Here is a 17,447-nt window from a genome sequence, read left to right on the forward strand (position 1 = left end):
ACCGGCAGCGCCCGGCGAACATGGGGTGATTCCCATACCGGCAGCGCCCGGCGAACATGGGGTGGTTCCCACACCGGCAGCGCCCGGCAAACATGGGGTAATTCCCACACCGGCAGCGCCCGGCAAACATGGGGTGATTCCCACACCGGCAGCGCCCGGCGAACATGGGGTGATTCCCATACCGGCAGCGCCCGGCGAACATGGGGTGGTTCCCACACCGGCAGCGCCCGGCAAACATGGGGTAATTCCCACACCGGCAGTGCCCGGCAAACATGGGGTGATTCCCACACCGGCAGCGCCCGGCAAACATGGGGTGATTCCCACACCGGCAGCGCCCGGCAAACATGGGGTGATTCCCATACCGGCAGCGCCCGGCAAACATGGGGTGATTCCCACACCGGCAGCGCCCGGCAAACATGGGGTGATTTCCATACCGGCAGCGCCCGGTGAACATGGGGTGATTCCCACACCGGCAGCGCCCGGTCAATTATTCATCCTGTATATCGGATGAAATATGTCTATAAATCGTAGGTCGAGAAACTTTAAAACGGGCCGCGATTTCTTTTACTGTAATTTCTGGCGATTTAACAAGCGCGTTAATTTCTTTAATGTCCTGTGGAGATAGCTTTGGTTTTCTGCCTCCAATGCGTCCTTTCTTCTTTGCGGCTGCAAGCCCGGCCATTGTCCTTTCGTGGTTTCTGGCTACCTCGAAATTGGAAAAAATAGCGATGAGGGAATAGTACATTTCACCCATTGGGCTTTGTGTGTCTATGCGCTCTTTGAGGCTCTCAAAGTGAATACCTTTACTGCGTAGCTCATTCATGAGCTGCAAGAGCTGCAAGAGAGTGCCACCTAATCGATCTAGCGCCCATACTACCAGGGTGTCACCGGCGCGAAGCGCTTTCAGACAGTTTTCCAACTCTGGTGTACCTGTTTTCAGGCGCTTATTACCGCCCCTCGATACCTGCTCTGCATACCATTTTTCGCAGCCAGCTTTTTGTAAAGCCTCGATTTGATACTCAAGGGATGTGTCCTGCTCTTTGGTTGACTTTCTGGCGTAGCCTATTTTCATATGTCCTGCTTTTGTTACACCGTTTTTGTTACACATGATATTGTAACGAGTTTTGTTACACTGACAGCATCCATTTTAATATTTTTGGATAGGGTGGGGGCAGTGTAACAAAAATCATCGTTTGTGAGACACTTTCTGTATCAACAATGTTGACACGTTAAAGGGGGTGGCTCTACACTGGTTGTATCAACAATAATGATACAAGAGGTAATGAGTGTTTGGCCTTATGTTTCACATCATGTTTGGGATTGTTTTCATAGTGATGAGTGTGGCTTCTTTGGTTGGGCTGGTTTTACACGGCCATGAATACACGCCGGGACACTTTGGGAATATGACCGCAATGTGTATCGCATCGACTCTGGCGTGGGTTTGGGCGCTTTCAGCAGCGAAAGAAGCCTGGTACATCCTGAAGAGTCGCTAATTAGTTTTCTTTGTTTATTGAGAGGTATGTCATGACTCAAGTAATAATTAAAAAATGGGGGAATAGTCTATCTGTTCGCCTTCCTTCTGCGATTGTGAAAGCCGCTTCGTTAAACGTTGATGATGTAGTGGAGCTGTCAGTAAAGGACGGCGCAATTACTATCGTGCCCGTTAAAACGAAGGAGTATTCACTGGATGCTCTGATGGCCGGTGTTACTAACGAAAATATTCATGAGGAAATTTCTTTCGGCGCTCCTGTTGGGAAGGAATTGTTGTAATGAAAAAAGAGGATAGATCCTTTATTAGATGGGTCAGCCTTAGCAGTAGGATTTTTACTGCTGTCTTAGCTATCGGGGTGATGTGCTACGCTGCAATGGGAGTGTTAGGCTTAGTTAATAATCCAGTTCCATATTATTTTTCTGAATGGATTAACTGGATGCAACCTAAGTTAAAACTACCTGTTACTTATCATGATTCGAGCTTATACCTTGATAACGGAACTTACAGTATAGGTGATTATATTCTCTCGGTTGGTTATCTTTTCGTTATTTTCATGGCTCAATCGTATGCGGCTGCATATTTTCTTGGGCGGCTTAATCATACCTTAATCAGCAAGATAATAATGTATAAGGCAACTAAAGAATTTCACCAAAGATATTCAGGTATAAAAGCGGCTCATTTCGAAAGGTTATTGAGTGAAAATCTTACAGATACAGATCTAGAAGATGTAAGCCGCAAGCATTGGGAGAAGTGGCGGGAACATTACAAAAGTAATATGAGTTACGATGAGTGGAAGCAGAAATTCAAAAAGGTTCTTTAGGAGGCGTTATGCTGAATTTTTTGAAAAAACTTTATAGCTATCTAGAGTTTTTAGGTGCTCTTATTTGGGTTGGTGTTGGGTTGTATTCCATCTGGTTAGGGTTTAGTAAATTATTTAAAGATAACTCAATCTCTATTGGTGGTATTGAGGCTGTATCTCTGCTTGACACAACTCCGTTTGCAATAATGTTCATTTTTTGTGGAGTGCTTATAATTACATTTATATGGGTTGGGTATATCAGCAAGAGACTAAAAAATGAAGCGTGATTATATTCCTGATGCCGGTGATATTGTATGGATGGATTTTGATCCGCAAGCCGGGCATGAACAAGCGGGCCATCGACCAGCTTTGGTGTTAAGTCCTGCGGTATATAACGGAAGAATAGGGCTGTTGTTGTGCTGCCCTATGACAACAAAAATAAAAGGTTATCCATTCGAGGTGCGGAACGGAGAGGGGAGCGCTGTACTCGCTGACCAGGTGAAAAGTCTTGATTGGCGTGAACGGGGGGCAGTTAAGAAAGGAAAAGTGTCTGCTGCTGTGTTGGCTGAGGTCAGGTCTAAATTAAAAGTATTGATTGGATAGGTAATATTATGAGCAAGATAAGAAGTTTGAAGAATGGAAGAAAATAGAAACTATCACTATGGTATGAATGGTCGCGGCGAATAAAAAAAGCCCATTAACGGGCTTTTTATTTTTTATTTTACATTTCTCCATGCGGAGGCCGGGACTTTATCCCATAAAGTATTGTGAGTGATTTCGGCTCGCCGATGGTCTGAGGCGCTCATCATTGCATCCAGTTCTTTACCTGATAGCTTATCGCGTAAGCTATCAAATACTTTTTCAAGAGTGTCCAACGAGCTGCATCGACGGAAACGCATCAGATATTTTTTTTGTAGGTTTTCTTTGTCTTTTATTGATTCGATAAATTTCATTACGTCTGAATATAAAAATCTGTTATTTGATTTATGTGTCTCATGAGGCTGTGGAATAGTTTTGTTTTTAAATGTGCCAGTTGTCTTAATGGCGAAGATTAACTCACCTTCTGTTATTCCTAACATTTCAGCAAAAGTTTTTGCTTCTATAGTTACTGACTTCATTTAATTAACTCTCATGCTATCGGTTGTATTTTTATCCGCTTCCTCGACAATGATGTTCGTTCCTCGCGTTGCTGCGGTACGCCTCATCATTGTCTGCGGTGCGGTTGCGATGGTGAAGGAGCTGCCGGGCGTGAGCAAATCAATTAGGCGCTGGCCGCTGATAATCTCCATCCGATCACTGGCGAAGCTAACAGCTTTTGAAGCTGCGCCAGTTTTTCCGGTATGGCAAAACAAACCGCGACAGTTATGTCGTTTAAGCAACGTATCGAACTCCTGAACGTGCTGTAAAGCAATATGGCCGCGATAGCGTTTGGCCTGGATGAGATAACGATGTTTTCCGATTATTACCTGTCCGTCAATGCCTCCATCACCGGTATAGCGTTTATTTCTGATAGTTCTGAAGCCATGCGACTCAAACCCCTCCAGTAACAGTTCCTCAAAGGTGAAAGGGTCTATCTTCCTGAGATACGCGATCTTGTAGCCGAACGCCGGTAGGGTCTGAATTTTTGCGAGCACACGCCGGGCTTGTTGTTGCTTGCGTTTGTGTCTGCGTTTTCTGGCGGTGATCTTCCACCAATACAGGACGGCCAGAAAACCAAATGACACGGCCCACAATGCGATTACGTTAGGAGGGAAAAGGGAAAGTATATCCATGCTACCTGTACCATAAAAAACGGGGCCGAAGCCCCGAACGCGCGTTGTTAGCGGCGGTGATAAACCTGCCATGAAACTTCTGTAGGTTTGCCATTGACGATAACGCCATTGCTGGCACAAATGCGGCCAGCAATAACCGCTCCTTGTGAGTAGGGGTGGCCGTCAAGATAGCAAACCCCGATGGGACGCGATTTCTGTACTTCTCGCTGAAGTGCCTGTGTATCATTGCGCTGCTGGATTTGCAGATTGTACAGGTCTGTTTTTAGCGTATTAACCTGCTTTGATAATTGCTCTACCTGCGACTGACTAGCGCATCCTGATAATAAGAGAACTGTCGTAAAGAGAATGCTTTTAATCTTCATAAATTAACCTTTTACACGTCCGAACATAGATATAACTCTGTTTACAGCGGCTGTATTTTCTTGAGCGCCGGAGCATTCCATCAGGAACTGTTTACGAGCGTCAGATGTTTTGCCTGGGCGGAAACCGTGTTTGTTCTTCTTTACAATATTGAAAAAGTCAGCTATCGCCCCGGAGCAATCACTGTCGCCCACGCTGCCAAATTCCCCGCCAGATTTTGCTGCCATGCAAGCGAGCGTTTTGCAGGGATCTTTTGCATAACTGGCTATGGAGTAAGACGATGCCAGTATCACCACTGACGCTATTATTATCTTCCGCATTGTTATCACCCTTTTCTGGATAGATAGGATTTAAGCCTTATTAGGCCATTCAGTAGTTTGTCATGCCCGATACGCAGGGCGATTAGGCCGAAAAATATTGCTGCGGCATGGAATATTGATTGCGTATAATGCCAACCATTCCTATATTCCATAACCAGAAATAAAAGCGCAGCGATGATACCAGTCATCGCAAAGAATTTTAGGAGTTTTCCTAGAATAAATACGAGATAGATAAATATGTCGGTAGCTAATAACCCTAAATATATTAAGAGAAATCGCACCGACTGTTTAATAACGGTGAGTAACTTTATTTTATTAGCCCACCAAAATTGGGAGGTAGCAATTTTGCTCCGCTGCATCGCTTCTTTATCACGTTGCGCTCGGATAGCTTTAGCCCTTCTCTCCCTCTTTTTTCCGGTAGGGAAATCAATAATTTTACTCATCCGTCAGCTCCTTATTATCCGATCTCAAACTCCGAAAGCTCGCGGCCTTCATCAAGATATTTTTTTAGCCAGTCAGGGCGCTTTCCTCTCCCAACCCATGTGTTAAATGGATTGGCTGGATCTCGGTAGCGAGGCTCCCCTTTGGGACTTTTTTCTGACTGCAAGGGTACGAATATGATTTTTCTTTTAGGCACTGATGTTTCGCGCTCCTGCTCTGTTTTGTGCTTCTTTTCATCTTGTCTTGACATGTTCGAATTTACCTTTACTATACTAGTTAATCATTGAAATTGCAATTTCAAGGAAAAAAGAGATGAAGCAGGTTGTTGCCCTTTTCCCACTGTTGATTGCTGGTCTTTTGGATGCCACATCCGCAAATGCGGAACTGTCAGCGCCGGTTATGGCTCTGGCAAAACGTTGTGCGCCAGAAGTGCATCCTTTAACTATTGGGTACCTGGTTAGCCATGAATCGCGCAACAACCCATACGCGATAAACGTCAACGTTCCTAAAGGAACAAAATCACCGTTAGCCAGACAGCCGCGTACCCTAGATGAAGCTGTTAAAACGACAAAATGGCTAACGGCTCATGGTTATAACTTTGACGTAGGTTTAGGGCAAATCAACTCTGCGAATTTCCCAAAATTGAATGTTTCTGCCGCAGATTTGTTTAATGGTTGTAAAAATCTCGAAGCTGCTCAATACGTTCTTAATTATTGCTACCAGCTCGCAACAAAAGAATATGCGCCGGGGCAGTCAGCGTTGAGACACGCTTTATCTTGTTATAATACGGGTTCACTAACCGCCGGATTTACAAACGGTTATGTATCAAAGGTGGTTGCTCAAATTGGGCAATCAAAACCCGTAATCCCTGCTTTGAAAGCCGATGATGGCTCCACTGATGTGAAAAGTGTTGATACAGCTATAGATGCTGTGCCGGTAGATGCTGCTGATGGTGAAGAAAAACCAAAAGACGCCGGTATGACTGATGCCTTTGGTGGCTCGGATAAAGACGCTTTTGGTGCATCTGATGGTGACGCTTTCCGGCAGAAGTAGGGAGTAACAGGAGTCAGTTTAGATGCGCGTTTATCTCATTTTGTTGAAGCAGTTAGAAGAAGTATTCAATCAAAACAAAGTTGTTCGGATCGCAATTCAACGGATGGATAAAAAGAAATGGATACCGCTTTTTGATGTGAAAAATAGTGAAGGGGGCGTAATCACTTGCTCTCTGCGAGTTCAGTCTGGAGAGGGGGTTAGAACGTGGGCCGATCTGCGGATACTGGCCGACATGCTGAGAGACGATTTTAATGCAAGAGAAGTGGGGCTTTTCCTGGATGAGCCTGATTTTATTTTTCCTGATGATGGAGTGTTAGAAAAAGATGAATACAGCGATTAAACGTTTTTTCCCGGTGGCAATGTTCATGATGGTTGCTCTGTGTGTTCCTGAGCTGGCGCTGGCCGCCGGTGCAGATACCGGTGAATCATCCATGAATTCCGTTAACTCCTGGTTAATGACGTGGATTCCGGTTGCGGCCACTGTTCTTATCATCGTGAGTGCTATCGCATGGATCGCTCATATGCTCCCGGCGAGCTGGGCGGTTCGTATTGTTGTCGGTCTGATTGTTGTCGGTTCCGCGTCTTATCTTGTTGGCCTGTTCGGGCTGAGTTAAGAAAGTTCGCCGGGGGGTTATCCCCCGGCCCGTATCTGACGGGAGGAAACGATGAATTTATCCGGTAAATATCCGTTATTTAAAGGCGCTACGCGACTGCCGACATTTGCCGGTGTTCCGCGAACAGTAATTATTGCCACCTTCATATTTTGTGCGACGTTATTTATGACGATCCACCTTTGGGCCTTAGTTCTTTTTGGCTTGCTGTGGTTTATTGAGTTTTGTATCAGCAAGCATGATGACCGCATGTTTCGTATTATATGGCTGGCTATCATGACGAAAGGGCTAAATATGATTAACTCCCCATTTACTAAACTGTGGGGCGGCTCTAGTTACTCACCTACTGATTATGGAGATAAAAAATAATGGCCGTAGCGGAAATGAAAAAAAAGGGGGTGAAAGATTTCAAAAAAGAACCTTCCTCTTTGAAATATATTCCTTACTCCTACCATGTCACGCCCCATGTTATCAGTACGGTAAATGGGGAATACCTTTCTATATTTAAAATCCGTGGGCGAACCCATGACTGTGCTTCTGATGCCGAGCTAATTAAGTGGCATGCGGATTTGAATCAGCTTTTAAAAGGGATTGGTAGTGAGCATGTAAAATTATGGACTCACTTACACCACCGCGAAATTAATAATTATCCAGACACGCATTACAATATGACGTTCCCACGCATGGTGAATGAATATTATCGTGATCAGTTTGATGATACCCCAATGATGGTAAATGACCTGTACCTGACGGTTGTTTATAACCCTGTTGGGGATGCCGCTCAAAAGATGCTGGCAAAGTTTGATAAGCCATCGGCTAGCGAGCTGCGCGAAATGCAGGCTGATGCTATTGGTGCGCTGGAAGATATTTGTGAACAGGTCATGAACTCGCTGCGTCCTTATGGCATTGACCGTTTAGGCTACTACTTCCGCGACAAACGGGGGAATGTCATTCCTGAGCAGAAAAAGGATGATGCAGAAGATGATGAGGACATTATCGATCTGCGTGAAGATTTGCTGGCCGATGTGGAATATCAGGACGTTCAGGAAGATAAAGAAGTCTTTAGTGGTACTCAACACACCTATTCTAAAGCGCTGGAGTGGCTCTATTACCTCGTTAATGGTGAGTGGGCACCAGTGCCGGTTTGTCGTGGCCGAATCCGTGAATATTTGGCTACTACCCGCCCAATATCTTCATTTTGGGGGGATGGTATCGAGATTCGCGGTACTGACGAACGCCGCTATACGTCTGCCGTTGAAATCCGGGATTACGATTCCGATACTGAGCCTGGTCAGATCAATATCCTGATGGAAGCACCGTTTGAGTTTGTGTTAACGCAAACGTATTGCTGTATGTCCCAGCAAGCGGCAAGAACTTACCTCACTAACCAACAAAAAGCTCTGCTGGAAACAGGCGATCCATCCTTTACGCAGATAAACCAGATGAGTGACGCCGTTGATGGCGTTGTTTCACGTACCTTTATCATGGGCTGGCATCACCTTACGGTACACACCTTTGGCAAGACGCTTAAAGAGGCCCGTTCAAACGCCGGTGTTGCCAGAAATATGCTGAACAACTGCGGGCTGATTGCCAGCCAGGTAGGGTTAGCTTCAGAAGCGGCATATTATGCAAAACTTCCGGCTAATCAACACCTGTCGCCACGACCTTGCCCGCTGAATAGCTGGAATTTTCTTTGCTTCTCCCCCTTCCATAATTTTATGTCCGGGAAAGCAAATAATAACCCGTGGGGGCCAGCGCTGACGCTGTTCAAAACGGTGGCAAATACGCCGCTGTATATGAACTTGCATGTAACGCCAGAAGATGAAATGTCTTTCGGTAAGCGACCGCTGGCGCATACGTTAATGCTTGGGCGTTCGGGGGCAGGTAAAACTACGCTGCTTAACTTCCTGCTGACGCAAGCGATGAAGTATAACCCGCGCATTTTTGCCTTTGACCGCGATCAGGGCATGATGCCGATGATTAAAGCGTTACACGGTCACTACACGGTTCTGAAAGAGGGCGTTGCTTCCGGGTGGGCACCTCTACAGATGCCTGGCACCAAAGTTAACATTGCATTTTGTAAGCGCCTGATGCGCCTGTGCGCTGAAATTACCAAAGGCAGCGTACTCGATGCTGATCAGGTTAATGACCTTAACCGCGCCGTCGATGCTTTGATGGATGAGAACTCCCTCATTCCGACAGATTTACGCACCGTGGATATGTTAATTCAGCAGATGCCGAATCCATATCAAACAGCGGGCAGTAAACAAACACTGGCGTCATTGCTTGTTCCGTGGACTCGCGGCCATGAAAACGGTTGGTTGTTCGATAACGATTCAGATTCACTGAATCTTGGTGAATACGATATTTACGGCTTTGACCTGACAGATTTCATTGTTGCAGATAATGAGATCCCCCCTGCAACACGTACTCCGCTCCTGATGTATCTCAATTTCCGTGTGCGTCAGTCTATTGATGGCCGTCGCCGTGTGATTCAGGTATTCGATGAGTTTCACCAGTACCTTGACGATCCAATTATGAGTGTGGAGGTCAAACGTGGCCTTAAAACAGACCGTAAGAAAGATGCGGTTTACGTATTCTCCACGCAAGAGCCGAACGATGCGCTGGATAGCTCCATCGGTAAAACCATCATGCAGCAGTGCGTAACGAAAATTCTTCTGGAAAACCCGGATGCGGATTATGAGGACTACGTTACTCGCCTCAAATTGACACCGGCAGAGTTTGACGCGCTGCTGTCTATTCCTGAGAACTCCCGCCAGTTTCTGGTGAAACAAGGCAGCCAAAGCGCGATGGCGCAATTCAACCTGGCCCCGCGCGTTAAGACGCCGGAGAACTTCAGGAAGCTGGATAAGATCCTTAGCATCCTGTCAGGGGAAACCCAAAACGCCGAAACACTGGCGAAAATTATTGAGCAAATTGGGGATGATAACCCTGATAAATGGCTCGAACCCTACTGGAAATCTGTACTCGCAGCGTGAGGTAACGACATGAAAAAGACACTTGCAAGCCTTGTTTTAGCTCTGGCTATTTCGCCGGTTGCAGTTAATGCGCAACTGGTAGTTAACGATCCTGCAAATCTGGCCCAGGCGCTTGAGCAGGTCACATTAATGACGCAGCAAATTGAACAGCTCAAATCTCAATTGCTGAAGCAGGAGCAAACGCTGGCTTCCTTAACCGGCAGTTCTGGTATCGGTAATTTGCTGAATGACGATATTAGTACGCTGAAAGGCAATTTACCGTCTGACTGGACGCAGGTATACAGCGACGCCATGAACAGCAGTTCAGGTATCACTTCATCTGCTCAATCCATGCTGAAGGAATTTCAGTCGCAGATTGACGGTATGAACCGTTCCGAAGCGATGAGTTTCATTAAGCAGAAGTTGGCGGAGAAAGGGGCGTATGACCGTGTGATGGCGCAGAACGCTTACAACAATGAAATGGCGGAGCTGAATAACATTCAGGAGCTGACCAATCAGATTGATTCAACCACAGACATGAAACAAATCGCTGACCTTCAGGCGCGTATCCAGACCGCGCAAGGTGCTATTCAGGGGGAGCAAACGAAGCTGCAACTGATGGCGATGCTGCAAACCTCGCAAGACAAGATTTTGCAGGAACAAAAACAATACGCCCAGAAGCGCTTTGTCCTCGGCGCTGACGGTGAAGATCTTTCCATGCCTAACGTAACGGAATAAACCATGAAAAAACTGATTTTACCTTTAGCTCTTTTCCTGCTGGCCGGTTGTGATTCTGAACATCCTGTTTCCTGGTACAAGGAACACGATCAGGAGCGTAAAGCGATGGTGGAAAAATGCCGTGATGATGCGGCGCTCAAAGTGAAGCCGGATTGTCAGAACGCGCTGGAAGCAGAGAAAGATTTGAAAGTGTTTGGCAAAAATGATGATGGCCTCTCAATGCCAAAAGTCACGCCCTGATTAGGGTAGGGGGAAAGCATGGCCTTTTCATTTACAACGGATATTTTCAATTACATGGATACGGTCACAAAGGAATTTGTGGCCTCTAATCTCGGAGTTGTTATATCCACCATTTCACCGGTAATTGGGTTGGCGTTGATTTGCAAACTCACCCTGGACGGGCTGTTTACATTAGCCCGGCCACACGGTGAGCCGCTCTCATCGTTGATAAAAAAATTCATTGTGTGGTCGATGATAATCAGCTTTGCCAGCGCGGGCGGGCTGTATCAAACCCAACTGGCTGATGCGGCCATGAAGATCCCGGATGAGTTTTCCTCGGTACTGGTTATTAACGGTTCGTCCGGTGGCACTGAAGATGCAATGGGTAACAACATCGACAAGGCCATACATGACGGGATGCAGGTTGCGCGTACTGCGTTTGATAACGCCGATATTTATAGCGGTTCCGGGCTGGCGTCATTATTCCTGGCTTGCGCGGTCATTATTTCCACGGTGTTGATCTGTGGTATCGGGGCCGGGCTGGTACTGATGGCGAAGTTACTGCTGGCAATCACTGTGTGCTTTGGGCCTATCTTCATCTTCTGCCTGTTGTTCAAGCCGCTGTATGGCATGTTCAATAAATGGCTTGGCTCGATGGTTAACTATGGGCTGGTAACAATTCTGCTGTCGATGCTATTTGGCCTGATGATTAAGTTCTATCAAAAAGCGCTCGATGCCGTCACCGCTTCCGGGGCTGACAGTAGCCTGTTAGGGCCGGTTTTTGCTTGTCTGCTGATAATGATTGTCTCTTACCTGATCCTGATGCGCATTCCTGAAGTAGCCTCCCGTTGGGGGGATGGTATCTCTGCGGGTATTCAGGAGCTGATACCTAACGCCGGTGGCGGTGGCCGTGGAGCTGGCGGTGGTGGCTATCAGCCTGGTGGTCAAACAGGCGCTACAGGTGCCGGGGGCGGTACTGGCGCTAAGACTGCGGCGGCTACGGCTGCCGGTGGCCCCGGCGCGGGAGCGGCCACCGCTGCGGGTTCCCAAATGCAGGGTTTCGCAAAGGGTTCACGGCGCTAAAAGTAGAGTAGAAATTAATTTTTAATAAGTCATTGAAATTGTAATTTTGATGACTTATTATTTTTTTGTGATTGATTCAAAGGGAGTGACAAAGATGGTGCATTTCTTCAAATACACGGCAATGGCACTTATCGGGCTGCTGTTGGCCGCCTGTTCCAGTAGCCCGACGCCGCCGCCAGAACCCAACATGAAAAAGCTGGTTGATGTTAATAAGACGTATCCCGCCGAGCTGTATCGTGCAGATGCCGCTAACAACGGAGAGTAACAATGCTGAAGAAAAACAAACATCAAGCGATATCGCGGGAAGATCTGAATAAGTACCATGAGGAAACTCAAGGGCTTGAGCGCGATATGGTTAATGAGATCCTTAATTCCCGCTCTCGCGCCTGGAAAATTGCCACGGCCTTTTTCGTCTTTGCCGTTGTGAGCATGATTACTGCGGTCGGCGTCATTATCCGTTTTGCGCAGCCGTTACCGGCATACCTCACCACGATTAACAAAGATACAGGCGAAGTATCGCAGGTGAAAATTACCCGCGATGAAGCGACTTATGGCGACGTGATAGACCAGTATTGGATTTCACAATTTGTTATTCACCGTGAGTCCTACGACTACAACAGTATTCAGGTTGATTATGACGCCATGAGCCTGATGGCTTCCGGCGATGTAGCCGATGAATATCTCTCCATGTTCAAAGGCCCGAACCGCATTGATAAGCGGTTGGGTGACTCTGAAAGAACGACCGTTCATATCAACTCGGTGATCACCGACCGCGAACACGGTGTTGCCACCGTTCGCTTTACCACGCAGCAGCGCATTCGCCAGCGTCCGAACCCTGAGCCGCCGCGCTACTGGATTGCAACGATTGCGTATGAGTACAAAGCGTTACCAATGACCGCGCAGCAGCGCTATATCAACCCGCTTGGCTTCCGTGTAACGAGTTACCGTAAGAACGCTGAGAACGTTGGCGCAGTGGGAGGCTGATCATGAAAAAACAATTAATCGCCGGTTTAATTCTGGTCAGCCTCGGCCTCTCTGGTCAGGCGCTGGCGCTGGAAGTGGGAAAAGGTAGCCCATACGACTACCGTATTAAATCCGTGGTGTATAACCCGGTTGACGTGGTGCGTATTGATTCCGTTGCCGGTGTTGCAACTCATATCGTGGTTGCGCCCGATGAAAGCTATGTGACACACGCTTTTGGTGACAGTAATAGTTATGCGTTTACCCATGTTGAAAACAACATATTTATCAAACCGAAAGGGGAAGTTCCCAGCGATACTAACCTTGTACTGGTCACGAACAAGCGCACCTATAACATAGTGCTGCACTATGTAGGTGACTACACCACGAAAGACGCCCAGGGTAACGTTAAAGCCAACTTTATCAAGACGCCCTGGAGCATGAAAAATGCCACTCTCCAGCTTACTTACCTCTATCCATTTGAGGATATGAAAAAGGCTAATAAAACGCTGGAAAGTAACCGCGTGAAAAAGGCGTTAAAAGACCTTCAGAATGGGCCTTACAACCTACTCTATAAAATGTCAGATGAAGATGAATATCGGACTTTGGCCCCGGTAAACGTTTGGGATAATTTCCGTTTTACTTACTTCAAATTCCCTGCAAACGCAGATTTACCCGTTGTTTTCTATATCGGTGATGATGGTAAAGAGCATACCGTTAACCAGCATCCAGCCGGGGAATATAACAACATTGTTGTGGCTGAAACGGTAGCAAAAGAATGGCGTATTCGTTACGGAAATAAAGTCGTGGGTGTCCTGAATATGAATTACAACCCAAATCTTGGGGCGATCAGTACCGGCACTACGTCACCAGACGTTAAGCGCGTGAAAAAGGGTGAGGGGGATAAATCATGAGAAAAGACAGAGAGGAAAATTTAGATTACCTCGATGAAGAAGATACCAGCATCGAGGATGAGCGTCAGGGCTTCAGCGGTTCCCCTAAAAAACGTATTGCCGGTGCGCGGGCCTTTGTCGGGCTGATGGTGTTGATAGGTTCAGCAATGGTGGGATGGTTCATCTATAACCAGATGCACGTTAAGAAGCTGGCCGACGATCCCAAAAAGGGTAAAGAGCAGGTTATGACCAGCTCCTTACCGCGCCAGTCATTTGATGATGTGCCGCCAACCATTGACAATACGCCGAAAAATAGCGTCGTTCCTCCGTTGCAGACGACGCAGGAGCCGCAGCAGCAGGTTGCCCGGCAAACGTTAAATAATCAGAAAAAGGAGCTAACACCGGAAGAAAAAATTATGCGCGCCCGGCTAGGTGTGTCCTTCAACGGTGTCGATCCTGAGAAACAGGCTACGACTGCGAAAGAACAGGAGCGCCGGTCAGGTCAGGACAATACAGAAACCAGTTCAAACAGCCAGGCACTGGCGAGCCGAATGAAACCGGCGCGTATGGCTGTCGCTCAGGCATCTGTAATGCCACATCCAAATCTGACCATTGCGCAGGGAACAATGATTCCTTGCGGTACAAATACTGAGCTGGATACCACCGTTCCGGGCCAGGTGAAATGTACTGTAAGCCGTGATGTGTACTCTGCTGACGGTACTGTAAAACTGATTGATAAAGGGGCTGTGGTCACTGGCGAGCAGAATAGCGGTATCCAGAACGGCCAGAATCGTGTGTTCGTTCTCTGGTCACGCTTGCGTAATCCGGATCAGACCATTGTTAACCTCGACAGCAGCGGCACTAACGCTTTAGGTAGTGCGGGCGTACCTGGTCAGGTCAACTCTCACTTTTGGGAACGAATGGGCGATGCCATTTTCTTCTCTGTGCTGACTGATGGCATGAAAGCCGGTATCGCGTCGATTAACAACAACAACTCCGATGTGACGTTTAACACAACGGAAAACAGTACCGACCAGCTTGCTACTGAGGCATTACGGGCGAAGATTAATATCCCGCCAACACTCTACGCTGCGCAGGGCGATGCCGTATCCATCTACGTAGCCCGCGATCTGGATTTCAGCACTGTATATGGGTTAGAAATGAATGACTGAGTTAACCAGTAATATTCAAGATATTCGCCAACGCCCCCGCCGTGAGCAGGGGGTATGGCTGACGCTCGAACCACTTCAGCGCTACCTGAGTGATCCCGATGTGTGGGAGCTGAGAATTAACAAGTATCAGCAGGTTGTTTGTGAAACGTCGAAAGGCCGTATTTTCCACGACGATGAGAAAATTACGGCTGAATATATATCACGCTTAACCGACACGCTTTGTGGTTATAACGGACTACCGAAAGAGTCCGTTAATAACGTGCTTCTGCCGGACGGCTCAAGGGGGATTATTTGTTTACCCCCTGCCGTACTGGAGGGAACAGTAGCCATCGCGTTTCGTAAGCATCTGCCAGTTGATAAGTCTCTTGAACAACTTCGCGATGAGGGCCGTTTCACTGGCTGGAAACGAAAGATTCAGGGTGAAGTAGCCCTTCAGCCATTCGAGCAAGAATTGCTGGAATTGCTCGATAAAGACGACCTCGTTTCGTTTTTTAAAATTGCGGTACGCAACAAGCTGAACATCGTTGTATCAGGGTCTACCGGTTCGGGTAAATCAACGTTTACCCGCTCCCTGCTTCGGGAAGTACCTTATACCGAGCGCATTGTAGTTTCAGAGGACGTTCACGAAATTGGGTCTGATCTGCATCACGAAATGGTTTATATGCTGTACGGCGATCAGGATGGCCGTCTGGCCCCGGCGGTCAGCCTGAAAGCGTGTATGCGTCTTTCTCCCGACCGTATCATGATGACAGAGCTTAGGGATGATGCAGCATGGGATTACATTAACTCGCTGAATACCGGACATCCGGGCGGGATCACATCCACCCACGCCGACGATGCAAAGTCCACTTTCAGCCGTATTGCGCTGCTTATCAAGCAAACCGGTGTCGGCCAGACGCTGGATTATGACGTGATTATGAAAACGCTGTACACCACGATAGATGTCGTGGTGTACATGGAACATCGCCAGATTGTTGAGGTTCTTTATGATCCAGCATTTAAAAAAGCGCAACTTTCTCTTTAAAGCGGCACTGGTTGCCGCCGTACTTTACGGGGCTTCGGCCCCGTCTCTTTTTGCTGCATCGGCGCAAGTAGGTTTCTCGCCGGAAGGAACCGCGCAGCAGCTCGTTATCAACGTTATCGGCTCGGCAAAAGATAACATCAGAATGATGGCCTACAGCTTTACTGCCCCCGATATTATGAAAGCGCTGATTGCGGCCAAACGCCGCGGTGTAGACGTGAAAATTGTCGTTGATGAGAATGGCAATACGGGCCGCGCAAGTCGTGCGGCAATGAATCTTGTTACGAACGCGGGTATTCCGCTGCGGGTTAACAGTAACTACAAAATCCAGCATGACAAGGTGATCATCGTTGATGGCCGTCATGTGGAAACTGGCAGTTTTAACTACACGGCCAGTGCCGAGAAATATAACTCTGAAAACGCGATTGTGATGTGGGACGCGCCCGAACTGGCCGGGCAGTACCTGAAGCACTGGCAATCACGCTGGAATCAGGGCCGGGATTTTACCCCGTCTTATTGAATGGAGAACGATATGCTTGATATGCGATTAGGAAACAGCGGCGATATTCCTTTCATCATGAACCTGGTGCGCGATGGGGTAATATCTGGCGCATTTTTCTATGCCGAGGGCAACGGTCTTGAAACAGTGAGATCTGAGCTACAAAGTGTCACCCAACAATACAGAGATAATATCCCCGTAGGGGATTATCTCTTTGTCTTTGCCGAGAAGTTAACGCGGCAGCCGGTGGGATTTTCGCTGTTAACCGGCCGCAATGATTTTGCGGGCCGGGCATCTCATCTTGAGATCCGTATGTTCGCTGTTGCGGCTGATGAGCAGGGTAAAGGCATTGGCAAGAGTATGCTTGCCTCAATCATCGAAGCCACGCCCGGACACCGGCTGGAAGCCTCCTGTCTCCCCCCGGCCACAAAAATGATGAGACTGCTGGCCGGAAGCGGGTTTAAGCTGATTCATGAAACGCAGGGCGGTAAGAAAACGTACCGCTTTACAGACTAACGAGGTGGGTGATGGGGCAAGGTATCAATACGTTGTCTTTAGAGCTGGATGACAAAGAAGCGCTGGCGCTGGCGCAGTTTGTTAAGCGGTTGACGTGGAGTGATTTACGGGGGTGTGCCGTTGATGATGACGAGGCGTATGTCATCAAGGATGCCGTCGATAAATTACAGAGGGCAATGGCTGAAGAAGGTTTTTCCCCGCGATAGCGCAAGTTTCCACAAAAGGGCATCGAATTTTTTGAATGCCCTTTTCTTACCCCATCCCCTCATAACTTTATGTTTTTATTAACTTCGCGTTTTCGACGCCAGCGTTGGCCAGCTGCTGCCGGCGACGTGGCCACACAACCGATTATTCAAGTTCGCTGAATGAGTTTTTACGGGCTGTATGCAACACAAATGCTACGATAATGCCCCCGGACAATACCGGCTCCCAATAATCCGGGGGGCACTGTTGCAAAGTTAGCGATGAGGCAGCCTTTTGTCTTATTCAAAGGCCTTACATTTCAAAAACTCTGCTTACC

At 47.6% G+C, this 17,447-nt stretch carries 29 protein-coding genes; 21 read left to right on the forward strand and 8 right to left on the reverse strand.

All coding sequences use genetic code 11. The features are described 5' to 3' along the window. Together OQV04_RS19320 and OQV04_RS19325 are read right to left on the reverse strand one after the other, a co-directional pair. Positions 1-470 (reverse strand): hypothetical protein (locus tag OQV04_RS19320; protein WP_332642593.1); only part of this gene is annotated, 470 nt, incomplete at its 3' end. A gap of 17 nt (positions 471-487) precedes the next feature. Next, positions 488-1,072 carry a recombinase family protein gene (locus OQV04_RS19325; RefSeq protein WP_033544574.1) on the reverse strand — a complete coding sequence of 195 codons (585 nt, stop codon included), beginning with the start codon at positions 1,070-1,072 and terminating at the stop codon, positions 488-490. A gap of 268 nt (positions 1,073-1,340) precedes the next feature. Between OQV04_RS19325 and OQV04_RS19330 the strand changes: the two genes are divergently transcribed. The 5 genes from OQV04_RS19330 to mazF are packed head-to-tail and all read left to right on the forward strand — an operon-like array spanning position 1,341 to position 2,894. Further along, the gene (locus OQV04_RS19330) at positions 1,341-1,493 is read left to right on the forward strand and encodes a hypothetical protein (protein WP_241221451.1); all 153 of its coding nucleotides are present in this window, start codon (positions 1,341-1,343) and stop codon (positions 1,491-1,493) included. 31 nt (positions 1,494-1,524) lie between these two features. After that, positions 1,525-1,770: an AbrB/MazE/SpoVT family DNA-binding domain-containing protein gene (locus OQV04_RS19335; RefSeq protein WP_033544576.1), complete on the forward strand. Its 246-nt coding sequence runs from the start codon at positions 1,525-1,527 to the stop codon at positions 1,768-1,770. Next, positions 1,770-2,312: a hypothetical protein gene (locus OQV04_RS19340; RefSeq protein WP_047929020.1), complete on the forward strand. Its 543-nt coding sequence runs from the start codon at positions 1,770-1,772 to the stop codon at positions 2,310-2,312. The genes OQV04_RS19335 and OQV04_RS19340 overlap by 1 nt, the downstream gene beginning before the upstream one ends. After that, positions 2,282-2,578, forward strand: a complete 297-nt coding sequence (locus OQV04_RS19345) for a hypothetical protein (protein ID WP_226426392.1) — start codon at positions 2,282-2,284, stop codon at positions 2,576-2,578. Before OQV04_RS19340 ends, OQV04_RS19345 begins: the two co-directional genes overlap by 31 nt. Beyond that, on the forward strand, positions 2,568-2,894 hold the full coding sequence (gene mazF / locus OQV04_RS19350) for an endoribonuclease MazF (RefSeq protein WP_000817647.1): 327 nt from the start codon (positions 2,568-2,570) through the stop codon (positions 2,892-2,894). The genes OQV04_RS19345 and mazF overlap by 11 nt, the downstream gene beginning before the upstream one ends. Before the next feature lie 113 nt (positions 2,895-3,007). Here the strand turns inward: mazF and OQV04_RS19355 are convergent, their stop codons facing one another. The 6 genes from OQV04_RS19355 to OQV04_RS19380 form a co-directional block, all read right to left on the reverse strand. Continuing rightward, entirely contained in the window at positions 3,008-3,409 is a 402-nt protein-coding gene (locus OQV04_RS19355) for an Hha/YmoA family nucleoid-associated regulatory protein (RefSeq protein ID WP_306415735.1), read from the reverse strand. Next, a complete protein-coding gene (locus OQV04_RS19360; RefSeq protein ID WP_226426391.1) occupies positions 3,410-4,135 on the reverse strand; it encodes a restriction endonuclease in 726 nt (241 codons plus the stop codon). It abuts the gene before it with no gap. After that, positions 4,111-4,425 carry a hypothetical protein gene (locus OQV04_RS19365; RefSeq protein ID WP_033544579.1) on the reverse strand — a complete coding sequence of 105 codons (315 nt, stop codon included), beginning with the start codon at positions 4,423-4,425 and terminating at the stop codon, positions 4,111-4,113. Before OQV04_RS19365 ends, OQV04_RS19360 begins: the two co-directional genes overlap by 25 nt. Positions 4,426-4,428: 3 nt before the next feature. Further along, positions 4,429-4,650 carry a TrbM/KikA/MpfK family conjugal transfer protein gene (locus tag OQV04_RS19370; RefSeq protein ID WP_226426390.1) on the reverse strand — a complete coding sequence of 74 codons (222 nt, stop codon included), beginning with the start codon at positions 4,648-4,650 and terminating at the stop codon, positions 4,429-4,431. A 98-nt stretch (positions 4,651-4,748) separates the two neighbouring features. Continuing rightward, positions 4,749-5,186: a hypothetical protein gene (locus tag OQV04_RS19375; RefSeq protein ID WP_033544581.1), complete on the reverse strand. Its 438-nt coding sequence runs from the start codon at positions 5,184-5,186 to the stop codon at positions 4,749-4,751. Between the two features lie 14 nt (positions 5,187-5,200). Further along, positions 5,201-5,434: an H-NS histone family protein gene (locus OQV04_RS19380; RefSeq protein WP_033544582.1), complete on the reverse strand. Its 234-nt coding sequence runs from the start codon at positions 5,432-5,434 to the stop codon at positions 5,201-5,203. 62 nt (positions 5,435-5,496) lie between these two features. Between OQV04_RS19380 and OQV04_RS19385 the strand changes: the two genes are divergently transcribed. From OQV04_RS19385 to OQV04_RS19460, 16 genes are all read left to right on the forward strand, one after another. Continuing rightward, positions 5,497-6,237 carry a lytic transglycosylase domain-containing protein gene (locus OQV04_RS19385; protein WP_033544583.1) on the forward strand — a complete coding sequence of 247 codons (741 nt, stop codon included), beginning with the start codon at positions 5,497-5,499 and terminating at the stop codon, positions 6,235-6,237. A 22-nt stretch (positions 6,238-6,259) separates the two neighbouring features. Next, positions 6,260-6,577 (forward strand): hypothetical protein, encoded by a 318-nt coding sequence (locus OQV04_RS19390; RefSeq protein ID WP_050008675.1) that lies wholly within the window; start codon positions 6,260-6,262, stop codon positions 6,575-6,577. Then, entirely contained in the window at positions 6,561-6,851 is a 291-nt protein-coding gene (locus OQV04_RS19395; protein ID WP_033544584.1) for a TrbC/VirB2 family protein, read from the forward strand. Before OQV04_RS19390 ends, OQV04_RS19395 begins: the two co-directional genes overlap by 17 nt. Before the next feature lie 51 nt (positions 6,852-6,902). Further along, entirely contained in the window at positions 6,903-7,217 is a 315-nt protein-coding gene (locus tag OQV04_RS19400) for a type IV secretion system protein VirB3 (protein ID WP_033544585.1), read from the forward strand. Positions 7,218-7,516: 299 nt separating this feature from the next. Further along, on the forward strand, positions 7,517-9,847 hold the full coding sequence (locus OQV04_RS19405) for a VirB4 family type IV secretion/conjugal transfer ATPase (RefSeq protein ID WP_226426389.1): 2,331 nt from the start codon (positions 7,517-7,519) through the stop codon (positions 9,845-9,847). Positions 9,848-9,856: 9 nt separating this feature from the next. Beyond that, a complete protein-coding gene (locus OQV04_RS19410; RefSeq protein WP_047929021.1) occupies positions 9,857-10,564 on the forward strand; it encodes a type IV secretion system protein in 708 nt (235 codons plus the stop codon). 3 nt (positions 10,565-10,567) lie between these two features. Beyond that, a complete protein-coding gene (locus OQV04_RS19415; RefSeq protein WP_033544588.1) occupies positions 10,568-10,804 on the forward strand; it encodes an EexN family lipoprotein in 237 nt (78 codons plus the stop codon). Positions 10,805-10,858: 54 nt separating this feature from the next. Beyond that, a complete protein-coding gene (locus OQV04_RS19420) occupies positions 10,859-11,866 on the forward strand; it encodes a type IV secretion system protein (RefSeq protein ID WP_176580820.1) in 1,008 nt (335 codons plus the stop codon). Between the two features lie 94 nt (positions 11,867-11,960). Next, complete coding sequence (locus tag OQV04_RS19425; protein ID WP_021536809.1) at positions 11,961-12,131, forward strand: hypothetical protein; 171 nt, start codon at positions 11,961-11,963, stop codon at positions 12,129-12,131. Positions 12,132-12,133: 2 nt separating this feature from the next. Further along, positions 12,134-12,850: a virB8 family protein gene (locus OQV04_RS19430; protein WP_000914645.1), complete on the forward strand. Its 717-nt coding sequence runs from the start codon at positions 12,134-12,136 to the stop codon at positions 12,848-12,850. A gap of 2 nt (positions 12,851-12,852) precedes the next feature. After that, complete coding sequence (locus tag OQV04_RS19435) at positions 12,853-13,740, forward strand: TrbG/VirB9 family P-type conjugative transfer protein (protein WP_033544590.1); 888 nt, start codon at positions 12,853-12,855, stop codon at positions 13,738-13,740. Then, the gene (virB10, locus tag OQV04_RS19440) at positions 13,737-14,891 is read left to right on the forward strand and encodes a type IV secretion system protein VirB10 (RefSeq protein WP_050008676.1); all 1,155 of its coding nucleotides are present in this window, start codon (positions 13,737-13,739) and stop codon (positions 14,889-14,891) included. Before OQV04_RS19435 ends, virB10 begins: the two co-directional genes overlap by 4 nt. Next, positions 14,884-15,915 carry a P-type DNA transfer ATPase VirB11 gene (gene virB11, locus OQV04_RS19445; RefSeq protein ID WP_033544592.1) on the forward strand — a complete coding sequence of 344 codons (1,032 nt, stop codon included), beginning with the start codon at positions 14,884-14,886 and terminating at the stop codon, positions 15,913-15,915. The genes virB10 and virB11 overlap by 8 nt, the downstream gene beginning before the upstream one ends. After that, positions 15,878-16,432: a phospholipase D family nuclease gene (locus OQV04_RS19450; protein WP_042036424.1), complete on the forward strand. Its 555-nt coding sequence runs from the start codon at positions 15,878-15,880 to the stop codon at positions 16,430-16,432. Before virB11 ends, OQV04_RS19450 begins: the two co-directional genes overlap by 38 nt. A 12-nt stretch (positions 16,433-16,444) precedes the next feature. Next, positions 16,445-16,927 carry a GNAT family N-acetyltransferase gene (locus OQV04_RS19455; RefSeq protein ID WP_033544604.1) on the forward strand — a complete coding sequence of 161 codons (483 nt, stop codon included), beginning with the start codon at positions 16,445-16,447 and terminating at the stop codon, positions 16,925-16,927. Between the two features lie 11 nt (positions 16,928-16,938). Beyond that, the gene (locus OQV04_RS19460) at positions 16,939-17,133 is read left to right on the forward strand and encodes a DUF7706 family protein (RefSeq protein WP_000529710.1); all 195 of its coding nucleotides are present in this window, start codon (positions 16,939-16,941) and stop codon (positions 17,131-17,133) included. The last annotated feature ends 314 nt before the right edge of the window (positions 17,134-17,447 follow it).

Origin of the sequence: Escherichia sp. Lx600-2 (assembly GCF_036662595.1) — a bacterium.
Classification (GTDB): domain Bacteria; phylum Pseudomonadota; class Gammaproteobacteria; order Enterobacterales; family Enterobacteriaceae; genus Escherichia; species Escherichia coli.

Coding starts and splice junctions, on each gene's coding strand:
- OQV04_RS19325 (WP_033544574.1), bottom strand. CDS start 1,072: ATGAAAATAGGCTACGCCAGAAAGTCAACCAAAGAGCAGGACACATCC.
- OQV04_RS19335 (WP_033544576.1), top strand. CDS start 1,525: ATGACTCAAGTAATAATTAAAAAATGGGGGAATAGTCTATCTGTTCGC.
- OQV04_RS19340 (WP_047929020.1), top strand. CDS start 1,770: ATGAAAAAAGAGGATAGATCCTTTATTAGATGGGTCAGCCTTAGCAGT.
- mazF (WP_000817647.1), top strand. CDS start 2,568: ATGAAGCGTGATTATATTCCTGATGCCGGTGATATTGTATGGATGGAT.
- OQV04_RS19355 (WP_306415735.1), bottom strand. CDS start 3,409: ATGAAGTCAGTAACTATAGAAGCAAAAACTTTTGCTGAAATGTTAGGA.
- OQV04_RS19360 (WP_226426391.1), bottom strand. CDS start 4,135: ATGGCAGGTTTATCACCGCCGCTAACAACGCGCGTTCGGGGCTTCGGC.
- OQV04_RS19365 (WP_033544579.1), bottom strand. CDS start 4,425: ATGAAGATTAAAAGCATTCTCTTTACGACAGTTCTCTTATTATCAGGA.
- OQV04_RS19370 (WP_226426390.1), bottom strand. CDS start 4,650: ATGGCAGCAAAATCTGGCGGGGAATTTGGCAGCGTGGGCGACAGTGAT.
- OQV04_RS19375 (WP_033544581.1), bottom strand. CDS start 5,186: ATGAGTAAAATTATTGATTTCCCTACCGGAAAAAAGAGGGAGAGAAGG.
- OQV04_RS19380 (WP_033544582.1), bottom strand. CDS start 5,434: ATGTCAAGACAAGATGAAAAGAAGCACAAAACAGAGCAGGAGCGCGAA.
- OQV04_RS19385 (WP_033544583.1), top strand. CDS start 5,497: ATGAAGCAGGTTGTTGCCCTTTTCCCACTGTTGATTGCTGGTCTTTTG.
- OQV04_RS19390 (WP_050008675.1), top strand. CDS start 6,260: ATGCGCGTTTATCTCATTTTGTTGAAGCAGTTAGAAGAAGTATTCAAT.
- OQV04_RS19395 (WP_033544584.1), top strand. CDS start 6,561: ATGAATACAGCGATTAAACGTTTTTTCCCGGTGGCAATGTTCATGATG.
- OQV04_RS19400 (WP_033544585.1), top strand. CDS start 6,903: ATGAATTTATCCGGTAAATATCCGTTATTTAAAGGCGCTACGCGACTG.
- OQV04_RS19405 (WP_226426389.1), top strand. CDS start 7,517: ATGACGTTCCCACGCATGGTGAATGAATATTATCGTGATCAGTTTGAT.
- OQV04_RS19410 (WP_047929021.1), top strand. CDS start 9,857: ATGAAAAAGACACTTGCAAGCCTTGTTTTAGCTCTGGCTATTTCGCCG.
- OQV04_RS19415 (WP_033544588.1), top strand. CDS start 10,568: ATGAAAAAACTGATTTTACCTTTAGCTCTTTTCCTGCTGGCCGGTTGT.
- OQV04_RS19420 (WP_176580820.1), top strand. CDS start 10,859: ATGGATACGGTCACAAAGGAATTTGTGGCCTCTAATCTCGGAGTTGTT.
- OQV04_RS19425 (WP_021536809.1), top strand. CDS start 11,961: ATGGTGCATTTCTTCAAATACACGGCAATGGCACTTATCGGGCTGCTG.
- OQV04_RS19430 (WP_000914645.1), top strand. CDS start 12,134: ATGCTGAAGAAAAACAAACATCAAGCGATATCGCGGGAAGATCTGAAT.
- OQV04_RS19435 (WP_033544590.1), top strand. CDS start 12,853: ATGAAAAAACAATTAATCGCCGGTTTAATTCTGGTCAGCCTCGGCCTC.
- virB10 (WP_050008676.1), top strand. CDS start 13,737: ATGAGAAAAGACAGAGAGGAAAATTTAGATTACCTCGATGAAGAAGAT.
- virB11 (WP_033544592.1), top strand. CDS start 14,884: ATGACTGAGTTAACCAGTAATATTCAAGATATTCGCCAACGCCCCCGC.
- OQV04_RS19450 (WP_042036424.1), top strand. CDS start 15,878: ATGATCCAGCATTTAAAAAAGCGCAACTTTCTCTTTAAAGCGGCACTG.
- OQV04_RS19455 (WP_033544604.1), top strand. CDS start 16,445: ATGCTTGATATGCGATTAGGAAACAGCGGCGATATTCCTTTCATCATG.
- OQV04_RS19460 (WP_000529710.1), top strand. CDS start 16,939: ATGGGGCAAGGTATCAATACGTTGTCTTTAGAGCTGGATGACAAAGAA.